Source organism: Flaviflexus huanghaiensis (assembly GCF_014118685.1).
GTDB classification, from domain to species: Bacteria; Actinomycetota; Actinomycetes; order Actinomycetales; family Actinomycetaceae; genus Flaviflexus; species Flaviflexus huanghaiensis.
In genome coordinates this window covers 1-15438 of record NZ_JACFAK010000017.1, presented here as the reverse complement: position 1 = coordinate 15438, position 15438 = coordinate 1, and the positions used below count along the sequence as shown (strand labels likewise).

Genomic DNA, 15438 nt, shown 5'->3' with positions numbered 1-15438 from the left:
CGTTCACATCCGGCATTCTGGACAAAACGGCGTTTTGAAGACGCATTTTCTCTTGGGAGGTTCCAGTGTCGACCACCGCACTCACCCGTGACAGCCGCCAAACCGCGCTCGCGCGGATGGCAGAAGAAGAGTTGGACATCCTCGTCGTCGGAGGGGGTGTGACAGGAGCCGGGATCGCCCTCGACGCGGCAACGCGCGGCCTCAAGACCGGGATCGTTGAGATGAGGGACTGGTCGGCCGGCACCTCCCAATGGTCCTCGAAGCTGGTCCACGGCGGCCTGCGCTACCTCTACCAGCTCGACTTCGCCCTCGTCGCAGAGGCCCTGCGCGAGCGGGGCACGCTGCTGACGACGACGGCACCGCACCTCGTCTCCGCCCAGCCGTTCCTCTGGCCGCTCAAGCAACGCGTCATCGAACGCGCGTACTCGGCCGTTGGCGTCGGCATGTACGACGCGTTGGCGAAGATTGGCGGCGGGCACGTTCCCGTCCAGAAGCATTACGGGCACAAGGGAGCCCTCGAGCTCGTGCCGAGCCTCGATCCTCAGTCCCTCATCGGCGGAATCCGCTTCTACGATGCGCGGGTGGACGATGCGAGGCTTGTCATCGACCTCGTCCGCACCGCCCAGGGCTACGGCGCTCTTGCCGCACCCAGGACACAGGCGACTTCATTCGTCACTGAAGGCAATACCGTTGTCGGCGCGGTCCTCAAGGACCTTGAGTCCGGCGAGGAGATCACAGTCCGTGCCAAGCACATCGTTGGCGCGACCGGTGTCTGGACCGAGGAAACGCAGCAGCTTGGTGACTCCGAGGGAGGTCTCAAGGTCCTGGCGTCGAAGGGCATCCACATCGTTGTCCCGAAGGATCGTATTGAGGGCAAGACCGGTGTCTTCCTCCGGACCGACAAGTCGGTTCTCTTCATCATTCCGTGGGAGCGGTACTGGGTCATTGGCACGACTGATACGGCGTGGCATGGGCAGCGCGACGCCCCGGTCGCAACCTCAGCCGACATCGACTACGTCCTCCAGCAGGCCAACTCGGTGCTCGCCGACAAGCTCACCCGGGACGACATCATCGGCACGTTCGCGGGCCTGCGGCCCCTTCTGCAGCCGGGCACGAAGAGCGAGGACGAGTCGACGAAAGTCTCGCGTGAGCACACCGTCACCTCCCCGCAGCCGGGTCTTACCGTCATTGCCGGAGGCAAACTGACGACGTACAGGCAGATGGCGGAGGATGCGGTTGACCACGTCCTCGGCGGTGAGGCGAAAGCGAACCCGTCGATCACAGCAACGATCCCGCTCGTCGGCGCTGTTGGCTACGAGGCCGGCAGGCGTCGACTGCCGGCGCTGTCACAGCAGTACAAGCTGAGCGAGACCGTCATGAAACACCTGTTCTCTCGCTACGGAACCGAGACAGCCGATGTCCTCGCCCTCATCGACGGCGATCCGTCGCTCGGCGAGCCAATCGAGCACGCCCCCGACTATCTCCGTGCCGAGGCGGTCTTCGCTGTCACCCACGAGGGCGCCCTCCACCTCGAAGACGTGCTCCTCCACAGAATCAGACTCGACTTCGAACAGCCCGATCGGGGGAGCGCGGCCGCTCCCGCGATTGCCGAGATCATGGGGGACCTGCTCGGCTGGGATGATGAGACGCGGCAAGGCGAAGTGGCGAACTGGGTTGCGCAGGCTGATGCGATTCTTGCTGCTCAAGAGACGGACTCCGACTCCGAGGCTTCGGAGCACCGGATGCGGGCCGAGGAGATCGTCCCTGTCGAACATCTCGACATCGTCTAACACACGTTGGGTGGGCGCTGGCCATGTGGCCGGTGCCCACCCGCTGTGATACGCGTCCGATCGTTGCTCGATGCGGCCAAAGGTCCTAGTTTTCGGGTACCGTTGGAAGCGTGTCTGATCCGATAGTGACTCTCGTAACTTCGCAGAACTTTCCTCGACTTGATGCTGACGAGGCAGGTCTGCCTGACGCACTTCGAGACCGGGGCATTGAGCCCCGCATCGCAGTCTGGAACGACCCCTCGGTCAACTGGGATGAGGCTGGCACAGTCGTTGTCCGATCCGTGCGTGACTACGCGAAGGACCGGAGGGGCTTCATCGAATGGGCTGAGTCCATTCCGCGGCTGCTCAACTCAGCGAATGTCATGAAGTGGAACACGGACAAGCACTACCTGCAGGACCTGGCCGTGCTTGGGATGCCAACGATCGAGACAACATGGCTTGAGCCGTCGCAGAACCTCAGCCGCAACCAGGTCCACACCCGGTTCCCGGCAGTCGGGGACTTTGTCGTCAAGCCCGCCATCTCCTCCGGGGGCCGGGGCACCGGCCGCTACACGTCAACTGACGCAATCTCCCGGATGAGGGCCATCACAGACGCCATCCACCACCTCGAGCGCGGCCGCTCCGTCATGGTCCAGCGCTACCACGAAGAGGTCGACCGCTCGGGCGAAGTGTCCCTCATTTACCTCAATGGACTGCCCTCCTACAAGGTGGAGAAGGAGCCGATGCTCCATCCCCGCTTTGAAGGCGGCGACGTCGTCCACGAGGAGATCGCGCGCTCGTCAGATGCGACGGAGCAGGAGTGGCGCTGGGGCGAGCGGATCCGTCAGTCCCTTCACTCCTACATCAAGGAGCAGAGCGGGCGGGATGAACTGCTGCTCTTCAACCGAGTCGACATCGTGCGCGGCGGTCCGAACGACAATGAGGAGTTCTACGTCATGGAGATCTCCCTCATCGACGGCTCCCTCTACCTCAGCGCGGATGAAGACAACCTCGCAAAGTTCGCCGACGCGATTGCGGTGCGTGCGTCCTGGTGAAACGCGTAGCTGCCCTGCTCGTCGTTCTCGGTCTCGCCGCCTGTGGCGCCGAGACGGGAAGCAACGACGAGGCATGCCGCGAGGTTGACGCCGTTGCAGTCGAGATCAGGGAGTTCGCCGAGCCGCTGACAGACGAGCAGGCGGACTCAGCACGCCAGTGGGAGTTCCGGTTGGCCGAAGCATCCGTGCTCGCGACCGACCATGACCTTGCCGCATCGATCCGAGACCTTGCTGACGCAGCTGGCAACGTTGCCGAAGATCTTGACGACGCACGAGCACGAGATACGTTCGAGAGCATCCATGCCGACGTCGCTGCGAAGTGCAACTGACACCACATCCAACCGATTCCGCCAACGGAGCCGAGGTTGGGTATAGTGGTGAATCGGCGAACAACGCCATGGTGGCTATAGCTCAGTCGGTAGAGCGCCTGGTTGTGGTCCAGGAGGTCGCGGGTTCAAGCCCCGTTAGCCACCCCAGATGGGTCAGGTGTGAACTTGCGACCAACGGTCCGCCCTTGGTCGCGGTTCCCTCCTGGCCCAATTTCTTTGCTTCGGCGGCCCAACTCAGGGCGTCTGCGTGGAGGCCGGACAGGCTCAGTCCGTCGTACGGGGGCCGGTAGCCGACTCGCACGTCATTATCCTCGTCGATGTAGATCGCCTTGAACAGTGCCTGGTTACACAGTCGGCGGTTCGCGTCGTCGGCATGCTCGTACAGATCGGCTGCGTTGGACAGCAGTTTCAGCGAGTCGTCGAGGTTCGCCCGTGCGTCGGCGTAGTGGCCGTGGTGCGCGTTGATCCGGTACTCGATGGTCTCCAGCGACGCGGTGATCCGGTCCTGCTCCTTCTTGAGAAGGTCGAGCGGGATCGCTCCGGCATAGTGGGCTTGCAGCAGCTTCTGCTGTTCGCCTTCGAGCTGGGTTCTTCTCATTGCAAGGTCGGCAAGTTCAGCGGCTCCTTCGGCCATCATCTCGTCGAACCTGGCATGGAGCATCGCCGAGACTGCCTGCATCGTCTCGGGGTCGAGCTGGACTCGTGCGTAGAAGCGTTCGACGAGCTGTTCGACCTGCTCGATCAGCATCGCCTGCCGGGTGCAGTCACCCCTGCCGCCATGACGGCTGGCACACACGAAGTATGGGTAAATCTTGCCCTGACTGCTCTTGGCATTGCACACCAACAGGCGTGACCCGCACTGCCCGCAGAACACGGTGCCCTTCAAGTAGTGCTCGTGCACTTGCGTCGCATCGGCGGCCGAGCGGTGTGTCCCGAGCACGATTTGTACCTGTTCCCACACTTCGCCGGGAACGATGGGCTCGTGCACACCCGCGTAGGTGACGCCCTGGTACCGCACGCTCCCCTTGTAGTAGGGATTCGTCAGCATCCGATGCACCGAAGACTTCCCAATGGGTCGAGAAGGTCGTCGAGGTGTCGCGACACTGGTCAGCCCGCGCGCCACTAGCTCCTGGTGGAGTTGGCTGGTCGTCCAGTCACCGGAAGCAAACACCTGGAAGGCCCACCGGACCAGTCGGGCTCGTTCCTCGTCGATCTCGACGGTGCGTATCTCCCGCCCGAATTCGTCGCGTACGCCGACGTTGCGGTAGCCGATAGGTGCCCTCGTCACGGTGCCGCCCTGTGCGGCCTTCTGCGACAGGCCCTTGACGACCTCGGTAGCGAGGTTGCGGGAGTAGAACTCGGCAATCGACGACATGATGCCATGCAGCAGCATTCCCGACGGGGTCTCGTCGATGTTCTCCGTGGCAGAGACCAGCGTGACGCCGGCGTCCTTGAGCGCGAGGTGGATAGTCACGTCGTCGGCTCGGTTGCGGGCGAGCCGGTCGACCTTGTGGACGATGCAGTAGTTGGTCTTGTGCTTGGTGACGTACTGGATCATCCGCATCAGTTCGGGGCGGTCTGCCTTGCGTGCGGACTCGCCAGCATCGACGAACTCCTCGATGATCGTTGCTCCGAGTTGGTCGGCCTTGCGCTGGTTCGCCTCGCGCTGCGCCGGGATCGAGAAGCCCTCCGCCTGGCCGCCCTTCTCAGCCTGCTCCTTGGTGGAGACTCGCAGGTAGGAGACGGCGAACGATCCAGGGAATGGTGTTGGCGTTACGAGGCTGTCTATCGCGGTGCGGTCCGCGTCGATCATTGTCATGGCTCTTCTCCACAGTCACTGGTCCTGCCGACGCGGACGGTGTGACGGCGGATGTTGATCGTGAGAAGAGCCCGAAGGCTGTAGGACTAGGCCATGTCGGCCACGTTTTCGTTGCCTCGCCAAGATGGCGAAGCGCTAGGACCACAACATCCGCCATCCGCGACGGATGCCTACATTCTACGACGACGTGTTCGCCGTGGCACGAGGGGGCTTCGGTCGAGTCGCACCTTCCGAGCGGCACGAGCCCGATTGCTGGAGCGCCAGGCGGATCAGCAGCTCGCAGAGCTTGTCCAGGTCAGGCGGCTCGTGGAACTCGGCGCGGACCGTCAGCTCGCGCTCGCTCTGCTGACGCTGCCCAGTCTTCCGTTCATAGCGACGCGCCACGATTCACACCTCGCCGGTCTCCGGGTCGACGCCCGCGAAGAAGGCATCCTCTGCCTCCTGGCGTGAAGCGACCGCGTCGAGAACAAACCGGACGAAGTCCTCGTCGCGATCTGTGATCGGTGAGTCTTCGATCGTCGGTGCCGGGTCTTCCCCCGGCCAGCTCGTCTGGCGAGTCGGGCGGTCTCGGTCGAGCCGAGTGCCGCACGCCGCCACCCAATCACGAAGCCGGGCGCGTGCGTCAGCGAAGTCGCGGTGCCAACCCAGCGGTGCGGACCCGTTCTGCTCCGGGTCGTACGCGCACAGCCAGTGCAGGTGCAGTGCGGATAGCTCCCAGAGGAGTTCGGGGTGACGGTGCCAGTACGGCGGAACCACGCTCGCCCGAAGCCCATAGGTATGGCGGAGCCAGTCCACCCAGCGGTTCAGTTCGAGCAGTTCGGCTTCGAGATCGTTAGCGGTCAGCAAGTTCCAGTTGACCGGGTGCGGTGGTTCGGGCACGTCGAATCGTGGTGACGCTGGTCCCGCCTCAGGTGGCATGTCGTCGTGCTCAGGGAAGAATTGATCGGTCATGGCTGAGTCGCTCACAGTCCAATGGCGGTCGCAGCAGACGGCGCAGCCTGCTGGGGGCTAGCGAATGCCGTGGCATCACGGGCGGAAGCACGCTCACTGCGATCCACCTCATAGCGAGTACGCGCGAGGTCATGTCCGATGCGCGTCGCGATGAACTCCTCACCCTCGTACCGCTGGCCATTTCGCTCGTACGAGTAGTCCCGCACACGCCCGTCGGCGATGATGTTGTCGCCCTTGGCGAGCCGCTCGGCTCCCTGCTCAGCGGCACCGCGATACGCGATGAGATCGTGGAAGGTCGTCTCCAACTGAGTGAAGGTGTTGTCGGGCTCCTTGCGGTAGTGCTCAATCCCGACTTTCATGTACAGGCGCGCGTCACCGCGCTCGGTGTAGCTGAGCTGCGGGTCCGAGGCGACGAAGCCGGAGATGGACTGGTGGGTGCGAATGGCCATGATGGCCTCCTCCTGACTCGGGCGACCAGCCGTGTGGGTCGCTGTGTCAGGCAGGTGCGCTTCGGCCTCCAAGCGCCGTCGTCAGGAGGCAGGACGGCGGCGTAGGAGGGCTTCGAGTTCGTCGCGGTCCCTGCGGAGTTGCGCGGCGTCGGGGCGAGTTGGCCAGGCGCGGAGGTCGGTGACGATGGGTGGCGCGGAGCGCAGCATGGTGATGCCGGTGCCGAATGGCAGGGTGCGGATGCGGTCGGGCGGCAGGATCGGGACGCGGCGGATCGAGCGTTGGTTGGATCGGGTGCCGTGGTCGCCCAGTGTCACGCTGTCGGTGTACTCGTCACGCTCGCCGATGAGCGTGGAGAGGTCTTGGAGGTCGCGGCTGTTGGATGCGCCGCCGAGGATGATCTTGACGATGCTGGCGTCCCAGATCGCCCCGGCCTGGTGTTCGCTCCACCGATCACGAGCTTGGGCGAGGGACTGCAAAACGGGCATCGCAGTGATCCCGGTGCCGCCACCTTCGGCCATGAGCGTCGGCAGGGACGGCAGCGGTGCGAGGTTGCCGATCTCGTCGAGTGCGAGCAGCAGTGGCGGGTCGAGTCTGGCTCCGGGTGAGCGTGCGGCGAGTCGCCGTGCGGTTTCGATCAGGTCTTCGACGAATTCTGCGACGAGCGACGCGGAGGCTCCTGCTCCGGCTCCGGTGGCGAGCATGTAGAGGGTGCCTTGCTCTGTGAGGAAGGTTTCGGGGTCGAAGTGTTCGTGCGGGCCGGGTGTGACGGCATCGAGCACGCGCGGATCGGCGAGGGCAGCGAGTGCCAGGGAGACGCCTTGCCAGATGCTGTCGCGGGTCTTGGGGTCGGCGTCGATCATCGCACCCAAGGAGTCGTCCCAGCCCATCGCCGCGTTCGGGTGTGCGCTGAGGATCGCGACAGCCTCGGATGCGGCGCTGGGGTCGAGGGTCCACCCGAACAATTCAGCGGGCGGGCGACCGTCGAGCGCAGCAGCGTGCAGGAGGCTCTGGAGTGCGGTGCGGGTCTTTCCCTCCCAGAACCCGCCCGACTCAACCCCACCAGCACTGAGCCCTGTGGCGGCTACGAGGCCGTTAGCGCGGATCATGGCAGTCAAGGGATCGTCGCACCCGCGTATCGGGGACCAGCGGAGCCCTGCGGGGATGCCTTCGGCCAGGTGTTGCGGGTCGAACACGGCGACCGGCCCGCCCTTGCGACGACGTGCCAGCAGGGTCGCGGTGAGGTTGTCGGGCCTCGTACTGGTCGTGACGACTGCGCCGGGTGCGTCAAGGATCGCGTTGATGACGACGTGCAGACCCTTGCCAGATCGGGGCGGGCCGATCAGCAGGATCGAGTCCTCAACCGATGCCCACACCTTCCTGGCACGGCTGGCACCGAGCAGGTAACCGACATCCTGCGGTGCAGGCGACTCCAAGGAGGGTCGCAGAGTAGCCGCGCGGTGCAGCAGAGCTTTCGCGGATGCAGCGGCCTTGACCTCCTGGCTGGTCGCAATCCCCGCGAGTCGGTGCGGATCAGTCTCACTCTTCAGAGCGTGTCGGCGTAGCACGACCCACACCCAGACAGTCCCGGCAGCGAGCCCTCCCAAAAGTGTCGCACTGATGAGCCAGTAGATGACCGGGTTGAGCCCGTCGGCCCCGAGCGCGGTCGCTGGGTCGGCGGGGTTGAACAGCACCGCGACCCCCGCCGCGGCGCCAGATTCAGGTTGGGGTATTCCAGTGAGGAACGCGGTGACACTGCCGGCGGCGCGAAGAACGAGAGCGATCCCGAACATGCCGATCAGGCCAATCAGAGCGGCGTTGGTGAGTTCGTCGCCCATACCTCCGGCTGGCCGCTGGTTCATGTCAGCCGCCGCACCGCAAGCGTGCCCGAGATACGCCCGAGCAAGATCACCTCGTGCGTGCCATCGGGCATGTCGTCGAGGTCGATGAGTGCGCGGGCTTCGCCGGTTCCGGCGGCATCCGTGTGGGAGACGATTGTCGCGACGGCGACATCCTCGCCGGGTATGAACCCGCCCGCGGTGACCTCAGTCAGACGCGGCACCCGTCGGGCGTGGCGACTTCGACGAGTCTCAGGCACAGGAGTCTCGGTCGGCGCCGTGGCGCGTCGGGGCTTGCGGGCGCGCAGGATGTCGGTGAAGACGCTGCCGTCGCTCTCGCGCACCTCGACTCGGACGGCGATAGTTCGGTCCTTGGTGATGGCATCCATGAGCGGCCCGAACGCTGCCCGCGTCCACACGGTTCCATCCGAGGGTGGGAACGGTGTTCCATCGACTGTGACGGTGAGAGTGCCATCTTCTGCGACGGTGACGAGGACGTGCGGCAGTTCGACAGGTGCGGTCGTATCGTCATTACTCGGACTTATTCGACGCGTGCTTGTGAGGTTCATCGGTGGCCTCCGGCTGCGCGGCTGCTGGTATCGAACAAAGCGAGTTTATCGGGGTGGAGTTGATGTTGGCAGACGAAGCTCCTGGCCTTGATCCGCCATAGGCCTTGCCCGACTCCGAGGTTTGGCAAGAGTTGCTGTTCTGTGCCGGTCAGCCCGAGTGCCTTCGCGGTGGGGCCGAGCTGGTCGGACTCCTGCCGGTACACGATCCGCGTCTCCGCGTTCGCGAGCAGCGAGTTGGCCAGGGAACGCATGGCGGAGCCTTGGTCGCCCACGTTGTCGAGGTCGGTGAGCTTGTGGAAGATCAGCATATTCGCGATCCCGTAGTGCCGCGCGAGTCGCCAGTGCGCGTCCATTCGGCGCAACAAGGCAGGGTGGGACATGAGCCTCCATGCCTCGTCGTAGATCACCCACCGCTGCCCACCGTTCGGGTCGAGCAGCGCGGACTCCATCCATGCAGACGAGCACGTCATCAACACTGAGATCAGGGTCGAGTTCTCGGTGACCCGCGAGAGATCGAGCGAGATCATCGGCAACGACGGATCGAACTCAATCGTCGAAGGCCCATCGAACAGCCCGGCCAGGTCCCCGGCGACGAGGCGCCGCAGCGCATGGCCGACGAGCCGACCGTCCTCAGCCAACCGGCCGTCGGCATCCGTACTCGGGGCGAGGATGCGGTCGACGACCATCGGCAGGATCGGCACGTCGTTCTCCTGCACCGTCTGGGTCAGGGCGATGTCGATCGCGGTGTGTTCCAACGGCGATAAGCCCCGCGCGAGCACGGTCTCAGCGAGCGCGCCGACCAGATCACGACGCCTGGCCGCGACGGTTGAGGCCCACTGGTCATCCGACAGACCGCTGGGCCGGTGGCCTTCGTCAAGCGGATTCAGGCGAGTGTTGAGGCCGTGTCCGAGGATGATGGCTCTGCCGCCGACGGCGTTCGCGACAGCGGTGTGTTCACCCTTTGGGTCGCCGGGCACGTACACGCGCCGACCGAACGGCAGCGACCGTGTGTAGAGCGACTTGGCCAGAGAGGACTTGCCTGATCCGACGATCCCCGCCAGCACCACGTTCGGTGCGGTGATGATCCCGCGCGCGTAGAGCACCCACGGGTCGTAGACGAAACTGCCGCCCGAATAGAGGTCCTGGCCGACGAACACGCCATCGGCACCGAGCCCACCCTCAGCGACGAACGGGTATGCGCCCGCCAGCGTTGCCGACGTGTCCTGATGCCGCGTCAGATGGAACCGGCCCGGAGTGCGTAACCGCGCAACACCTGGCTCACCCGCCTTCGGCAGGTAAATGGTGGCGCGTCGCGCGGCGCGCTCCTCCTCGGCCTTCGCCTTCACATCGGCAACCTCGGTCTTACGTTGCTCGGTGTGGAGCCTGACCTCAGCTTTGCGGCGCTGCTTGCGGAGCTTTCGCCGTTCCTTCGACGGGGTCACCAGAACGGCAGTGTGCAGTCGCGCGCGATCCTCGGTCACAGCTCCAGCCCCCGCGCCTGCTTGACTGCCGTGATCTTGGCTGGCTCGAACCACGACCCATTTTGCTTCGGCGTGGGAAGGTCGGTCCTCTTCGGAGCGCCCGGCGACGAATACGACACCAGAAGTTCTGGTCCACCAAGTACCGGAGTGGATGCGACTGGTTCGACGTCTTGCTGCTCGGTCTCTGGTTCGGTGTAGCGGCGCAGCAGCGAGACGTAGCCGACGTGCGGGTTCACGACCAGCGCGTAGTCGCCCGAGAGCGCCACCCGGTCGTTGGTGCCCTCGCCGGGCTGATCGTAGATGTACCCGTTTTCCAGCGCGGCCTGTGTGGTCTCATCGCCGTAGTCCCACTGCGCGAGGAAATCCACCGCATCGACATGCCCCAGCTCACCGAGGATGCGCAACGGTCGGTTCGCCTCCTCGCCCTGGAGGAAGATCACGCTGACCCACCGCGACGGAGCGGTTTCCTCGACGGCGGGCTCAGGGTGCCAGGCGATCCGCCCCGCCGCGTTGAACCCTTCCGCGAGCCGGTCATATGCCCGGTCGACGAGGCTCGCCGCCTGACGAAGCTCCTCCGCAGCAGCGCGCGCGTCGCGGACTCCTGCCTCGTGGCTCCCTGCGTCGTTGAAGGCGTGTGCGGCCTTGAGCTCGTGAACATCGGCGATCTGGTCAAGCACCTGCCGCAGCGACCGCATCCCCGAGGACAGATCACCGATCACCCCGTACATCTGCGCGGGCTGATCAAAGGTCCGGCTCGCATGGGCGAGTCCTCGCAGTGCCTCGGACGCCTCAGCGGCATCGGCAGTCGAATCAAAGAACGTGGGCATCGTGAACCTCCTGGCACGTCGTGTGTCTTGGAGGTGCGCCCGAGAAGCCAAGACCGCTGTCGGTGGTCACGGATACTCTTGAGTAAGAAAGCTGACAGCGGAGGAGACGGCAAGTGGCTGATGAGATCGAGTTGATCCATGACGGCGAGGGGCTGGCTGTCATCGGTAACTCATCGGCTGTCGAGCGCTTCCTGGATTCAATGGGGATGTTGTCCCTCTCGCGTGAGCTTCGTCTCGACAGGCTCGGATCGGTGCTCGATACGGGGTCGAAGGCTGCGGAGGCGGCGTCCAACATCGCTGAAAACGCTGGCCGATACGTGAGGCTCACCAAAGAGTCGTCCGAGCAGGTCAAGGAATTCGGCCTGATGCCTACGAAGACCAAAGGCATCAGTCACGCGATGCTGGGCGACCCCGGCTCCATCAGTAGGTGGATTCAGATCGAGGATGGTCCGGCATCTCTTCTCATGAACCCCGCTATTCTCTCCGGCGCTGCCGGAGTAATGGCTCAGCTTGCTCGGCAGCAAGAGGCACAGGAGCTGAAGCAACTCCTTGTCTCTATCGACGGAAAGCTTGATGACGTACGCCGTAGGCAACGAGACGAAGTCCTTGCCAAGATGGATCGAGTCAGTTTCGTCATCGACGAGGCGATGGTGATACGCGAACACGGCGGAGATCGCGAAACCGCTTGGGACAAGGTCAAGACCGAGGTGGGCACAATCGCCGAGGTTCAAGCAGACGCACTACGGGCTCTGGAAGCCCTCGCCGACAAGGCCAACGACCAGTCGGGCGTGGGCGCACTCGCAAAGGCAACCCAGGACATCGAGGCAGAGATCGGCGTGTGGCTCGCTGTGCTGGCGCGATGCTTCCAGTTGCAGAACGAGTATGCGGTGCTGGAGTTGGATCATGTCTTTGACACAGCGCCGGCTTCGCTGGATGGACATCGGATCGGCCTCGATGCTGCGCTCCAGCAGCGGCACAGCAAGATCGTCCTGAAGACGGAGCACCTCATGACTCGCCTCGATCACGCCGGTGGTGTCGCACGTGAGAACGTCGTGCTGCATGCCCGCGCCGCACGCAAGGTAATCAACTCGATCAACAGCGTCAGCGACTCCATTGATGACTTCCATGCGCCATTCGCGATCGAATCTCATCGGGAAGCGCTGACCCGCCCCCGTTGGAGAGATGCAGTGCGCGATCCACAGCAGTTGCGAAATGCCGCAGCAGAGGCTGGGCCGAAGGTTGCTGTGGGTGTCCTAGGTATTGGGACCCTCGTCGTCGGGGCGGTCCTCAAGAACGGCGACTCGAAGGACTCATCTGGCGGAGAGGCCTGAATGCCTGAATTCACACCCTTCGGCAGAGCGGCAGTGCCGCTGCGGTGAACGCAGCGGCTTGCTGTCCGACAAGGAGCCGGGTCTCGCAAGAGGCTTGGACCGCGGCTTGCTCGATGGCGGCGACGGCGGCGTCGAGTTCTTCGACGGTGGGTGCGGAGACGGCGATGAGGCCGGTGTAGCGGAGGATGCCGTGGCCGGCGGTGAGGTCGGCTTCTTGCTGGAGCACGTCGTGGTACTCAGCGGTTTGGGAGGCGTCTTCGATCTGGCCGATCTTCGCGCGCTGGGCCTGGTCGGAGATGTGCTCGACCTTCTTCTTACGAATATCGCGCGCGGCCTGATCGGAACGCATCGGGGTGCAGATCAGTGAGAACGACCGCTGGATGCCGGTGGACAGCAGCACCGGCGACAGGAACCCCGGATAGACGAGCGACCGGGGCCATTCACTGATCCAGAGCACCGCGTGGTGAGCGGAGTCGGTGCGCAGCCGTCCCCAGGTTTCGGTGACAGCGACGGGCCCAGCAGTAGCGAGGGACTGGCCGAGCCTGCCGTGCCGCTCCAAGGTGGCCGCGATCGCGGGGTCGTAGGCGGAGCGCAGCATCACGGCGATCTGCCCAGGCGTGAGCCACTCCGAGGGCGAGAGGTCGGCAGAGCGAAGCGCGGCGACGAGCGTGTTCATCTCCTGCCGCAGCACGGCCGCATCACCACGAATCCCGCCACCGGCGGTCCTGATCTGCCGAGCACTGGTCTTCAGGTCCAGTGACAGAGAGAGCGTGGTGGCGTGGCGTTCACCGGCAGGTCCAGCGCGGTCGATGAGTTCGGCGTAAGTGTCTGCAGCCCAAGACCCGTCGGGGGTGCCGTGGGTGGCCCACCATTCTGCGAGTCCGGTGCCAGAGTCCGGCAGGGTCCGCTCCAAGACCTGAAGTAGTGGCGATGCGCCCGGAGCGACAGACGGTCGCCAGCACGCGACCCCAGGAGCTGACGCGGCGTTCCTGCTCACTGGGATCAAGTAGCACGAACGCGGGATGCGTGACCTCGCACACGACGGTCAAGGTCGCGCCGTGGGGGTCATGGATCATCCCGGCCCCGGTGTCAGGATCGGTGTATTCGCGCAGCCTGGCCATATCGCCGGGCAGCGCAAGGGTTCCGACGGGGCGAGGGACGACGGTCCTGCGTCGGTACAGCAGTTGCCCGCCAGTGGTACGCCACAGCCACCAGCAAGCGATGGGCAGCCACTCCACCATGGGACGACCCGAGATCGGTATCCAGGTCAGCGCGCCAGCGAGTCCCCAGATGGGGGCGGTGTAGGCCAGTAGCATCCCGCCGCCGGCGTAGAACGCGCCGATGAGTGTGGTGCCGCCGATGGCAAGCGTGATGAGTTGGGTGAGTGACAGGCCGAGCAGAACGCCGCGGCGGGTGAGGCGGGAGAACTTCACCGGTACGAGTTCGCCCGCAGTAGGACGATCATGGTTCGAGCTGCTCATCGTCTACTCCTTCGGTGGGCGGGGCGCGGGCGGCAGAGGCTGATTCGGCGGCGGTGCCGTACCGGTACTCGGCGGTCGTGGTGCTGGGTTCGACGGTGCGGCAGGCGATGCGGCAGGCGGTGGAGGTGCTGCCTGCGCGGCTGCGTCGGCGGCGTGCTCTCCCTGAGCTCCCAGGGCGGTTCCGGCTTTCGGGCCGGCCGTCGCGGCTCCCTTGGCTATGCTCGCTCCAACGACGATGCCTGCCGCGACAGGACCCGCCGCGGCCGCGCCGCCCCCACCCGCTGCCGCACCTCCACCCCCGGCGGCACCACTGCCGCTCGCAGCGGGTGCTGGTGGTGAGCTCTTCGGCGACGCTGGTGCACTGCTGCCACGACTGGACCCTCCACCTGCGTTCCCGCCTCCGCTGCCAGGTCCGTCGAGCACTTTCTTCGTGTCACCGCCGCCTTGCGGCTTGGCTGGGACCGGGATCGGGCGGTTGAGTGCGCTCTTGGCATCCTGCTCGGAGCCGATCGCGTGATACATGTCGAACCCGACGAACGCGATGAACTTGTAGGTGAGGTACGGAGCGAATGCTGCCATTGCCATCAGCACGATCCCCGCGATGGGGTCGCTGATCGAGGCGAGGTCTGCGTCGATCGGTGCGGAGACTTGGGTAATCGCGACGAGGAACATCACGACGAGCACGAGCTTGGAGCAGATCAGGGCGACGACGAACATCGCCCACTTCCCGATCCACCCCCGTGAGACATCCCACGAGGCACCAGAGAAGGCCAATGGGGCGAACACGACCGCGACCAGTAGGAGTGCCTTCCGAACGAGGAGGGAGAGCCAGACGATGGCGGCGGCGGTGATTGCGAGGCCGGCCATGAAGATCGTGATGATCGCTCCGACGCCGGGGGCGGCGATGTTGATGCCGACCAGTCCTGCGGCGAGGAGTGCAATCTTGTCACCCATCGACTCGGTGGTCTCCCCGGCAGCCTGCACGATCCCGATGCACAGCTGATCGACGACTTCCAGCAGAAGCGCCGTGAGCGTGATGACGACGAACGATCCGAGGACGGACTTCGCCAGGCCCAGGGCGGCTCGGGTGAGTGCGGTGGGGTCGCGGCGGATCAGACCGGTGATGAGTTGGAGGCAGAAGAAGATCAGCATCACGAAGACCGCGATACCGAACAGCAGGTTGTAGACGGCGATGTAGCCGGGCTTGGTGACATCCACCAGTGTCGTGGTGTCGAAGACCGACCAGACCGCCTCGAACAGCCACCCGGCGGCTGCACCCATCGCCTGAGCGAGCCAGTCGAACGGGGCCGCGACCAACGAAGCGGCTCCTTCGCCGACGGCATCGCAGACCGAGGAGATCACGGGAACGTCGCACACGCCCATCACGAACACCAGCACTCTCGACAGACGGGGTCTGAAGCGTCCTGGGTTTCGTTCCGATTCGTTGATTGAGGAGAATTGGATTATGACCAATGTGTACAGCCCGGAGTTCAGGCAGCGGGCCTTGCGAATGATGGACGATTATCGCCGCGGTGGTGACG

The 15438-nt window shown here is 64.8% G+C and carries 14 protein-coding genes, 1 tRNA gene and 2 pseudogenes; 6 read left to right on the top strand and 11 right to left on the bottom strand.

Annotated features, from left to right (window positions below; genetic code table 11):
• Positions 1–65: 65 nt before the first annotated feature.
• From H7E91_RS10655 to H7E91_RS11870, 5 genes are all read left to right on the top strand, one after another.
• On the top strand, positions 66–1790 hold the full coding sequence (locus H7E91_RS10655) for a glycerol-3-phosphate dehydrogenase/oxidase (RefSeq protein ID WP_422111043.1): 1725 nt from the start codon (positions 66–68) through the stop codon (positions 1788–1790).
• Between the two features lie 110 nt (positions 1791–1900).
• Complete coding sequence (locus tag H7E91_RS10650) at positions 1901–2824, top strand: ATP-grasp domain-containing protein (RefSeq protein ID WP_182355081.1); 924 nt, start codon at positions 1901–1903, stop codon at positions 2822–2824.
• Positions 2821–3153 (top strand): hypothetical protein, encoded by a 333-nt coding sequence (locus H7E91_RS10645; RefSeq protein WP_182355080.1) that lies wholly within the window; start codon positions 2821–2823, stop codon positions 3151–3153. Before H7E91_RS10650 ends, H7E91_RS10645 begins: the two co-directional genes overlap by 4 nt.
• Positions 3154–3224: 71 nt before the next feature.
• Positions 3225–3300, top strand: a tRNA-His gene (locus tag H7E91_RS10640).
• A gap of 100 nt (positions 3301–3400) precedes the next feature.
• Complete coding sequence (locus H7E91_RS11870) at positions 3401–4006, top strand: hypothetical protein (protein WP_241698550.1); 606 nt, start codon at positions 3401–3403, stop codon at positions 4004–4006.
• On the opposite strand, the pseudogene H7E91_RS12240 reads toward H7E91_RS11870, so the two are convergent.
• The 8 genes and pseudogenes from H7E91_RS12240 to H7E91_RS10600 form a co-directional block, all read right to left on the bottom strand.
• Positions 3926–4966, bottom strand: a pseudogene (locus H7E91_RS12240) (recombinase family protein); the annotation flags it as partial. The gene H7E91_RS11870 and the pseudogene H7E91_RS12240 sit on opposite strands and share 81 nt — an antisense overlap.
• A gap of 183 nt (positions 4967–5149) precedes the next feature.
• Positions 5150–5356 carry a hypothetical protein gene (locus H7E91_RS10630; RefSeq protein ID WP_182355079.1) on the bottom strand — a complete coding sequence of 69 codons (207 nt, stop codon included), beginning with the start codon at positions 5354–5356 and terminating at the stop codon, positions 5150–5152.
• Positions 5357–5359: 3 nt separating this feature from the next.
• Positions 5360–5923, bottom strand: coding sequence for a hypothetical protein (locus tag H7E91_RS10625; protein WP_194309250.1), 564 nt, complete (start codon positions 5921–5923; stop codon positions 5360–5362).
• 11 nt (positions 5924–5934) lie between these two features.
• Positions 5935–6372: a single-stranded DNA-binding protein gene (locus tag H7E91_RS10620; protein WP_182355077.1), complete on the bottom strand. Its 438-nt coding sequence runs from the start codon at positions 6370–6372 to the stop codon at positions 5935–5937.
• Positions 6373–6453: 81 nt separating this feature from the next.
• Positions 6454–8232, bottom strand: coding sequence for a type IV secretory system conjugative DNA transfer family protein (locus tag H7E91_RS10615; RefSeq protein WP_182355076.1), 1779 nt, complete (start codon positions 8230–8232; stop codon positions 6454–6456).
• Positions 8229–8777, bottom strand: a complete 549-nt coding sequence (locus H7E91_RS10610; protein ID WP_182355075.1) for a hypothetical protein — start codon at positions 8775–8777, stop codon at positions 8229–8231. Before H7E91_RS10610 ends, H7E91_RS10615 begins: the two co-directional genes overlap by 4 nt.
• The gene (locus tag H7E91_RS10605; RefSeq protein ID WP_182355074.1) at positions 8774–10258 is read right to left on the bottom strand and encodes an ATP-binding protein; all 1485 of its coding nucleotides are present in this window, start codon (positions 10256–10258) and stop codon (positions 8774–8776) included. Before H7E91_RS10605 ends, H7E91_RS10610 begins: the two co-directional genes overlap by 4 nt.
• Positions 10255–11085, bottom strand: coding sequence for a hypothetical protein (locus H7E91_RS10600; RefSeq protein WP_182355073.1), 831 nt, complete (start codon positions 11083–11085; stop codon positions 10255–10257). Before H7E91_RS10600 ends, H7E91_RS10605 begins: the two co-directional genes overlap by 4 nt.
• A gap of 113 nt (positions 11086–11198) precedes the next feature.
• On the opposite strand from H7E91_RS10600, the gene H7E91_RS10595 reads away from it, so the two are divergent.
• On the top strand, positions 11199–12416 hold the full coding sequence (locus H7E91_RS10595; protein ID WP_182355072.1) for a hypothetical protein: 1218 nt from the start codon (positions 11199–11201) through the stop codon (positions 12414–12416).
• 10 nt (positions 12417–12426) lie between these two features.
• On the opposite strand, the gene H7E91_RS11860 is transcribed toward H7E91_RS10595, so the two are convergent.
• The 3 genes and pseudogenes from H7E91_RS11860 to H7E91_RS10585 all read right to left on the bottom strand — a co-directional run bounded on the left by H7E91_RS11860 (position 12427) and on the right by H7E91_RS10585 (position 15289).
• Positions 12427–13329: an SCO6880 family protein gene (locus H7E91_RS11860; protein ID WP_241698548.1), complete on the bottom strand. Its 903-nt coding sequence runs from the start codon at positions 13327–13329 to the stop codon at positions 12427–12429.
• Positions 13330–13351: 22 nt separating this feature from the next.
• Positions 13352–13897, bottom strand: a pseudogene (locus tag H7E91_RS12180) (SCO6880 family protein); the annotation flags it as partial.
• A gap of 3 nt (positions 13898–13900) precedes the next feature.
• The gene (locus H7E91_RS10585) at positions 13901–15289 is read right to left on the bottom strand and encodes a conjugal transfer protein TrbL (protein ID WP_206680424.1); all 1389 of its coding nucleotides are present in this window, start codon (positions 15287–15289) and stop codon (positions 13901–13903) included.
• Between the last annotated feature and the right edge of the window lie 149 nt (positions 15290–15438).

Coding starts and splice junctions, on each gene's coding strand:
- H7E91_RS10625 (WP_194309250.1), bottom strand. CDS start 5,923: ATGACCGATCAATTCTTCCCTGAGCACGACGACATGCCACCTGAGGCG.
- H7E91_RS10620 (WP_182355077.1), bottom strand. CDS start 6,372: ATGGCCATTCGCACCCACCAGTCCATCTCCGGCTTCGTCGCCTCGGAC.
- H7E91_RS10615 (WP_182355076.1), bottom strand. CDS start 8,232: ATGAACCAGCGGCCAGCCGGAGGTATGGGCGACGAACTCACCAACGCC.
- H7E91_RS10610 (WP_182355075.1), bottom strand. CDS start 8,777: ATGAACCTCACAAGCACGCGTCGAATAAGTCCGAGTAATGACGATACG.
- H7E91_RS10600 (WP_182355073.1), bottom strand. CDS start 11,085: ATGCCCACGTTCTTTGATTCGACTGCCGATGCCGCTGAGGCGTCCGAG.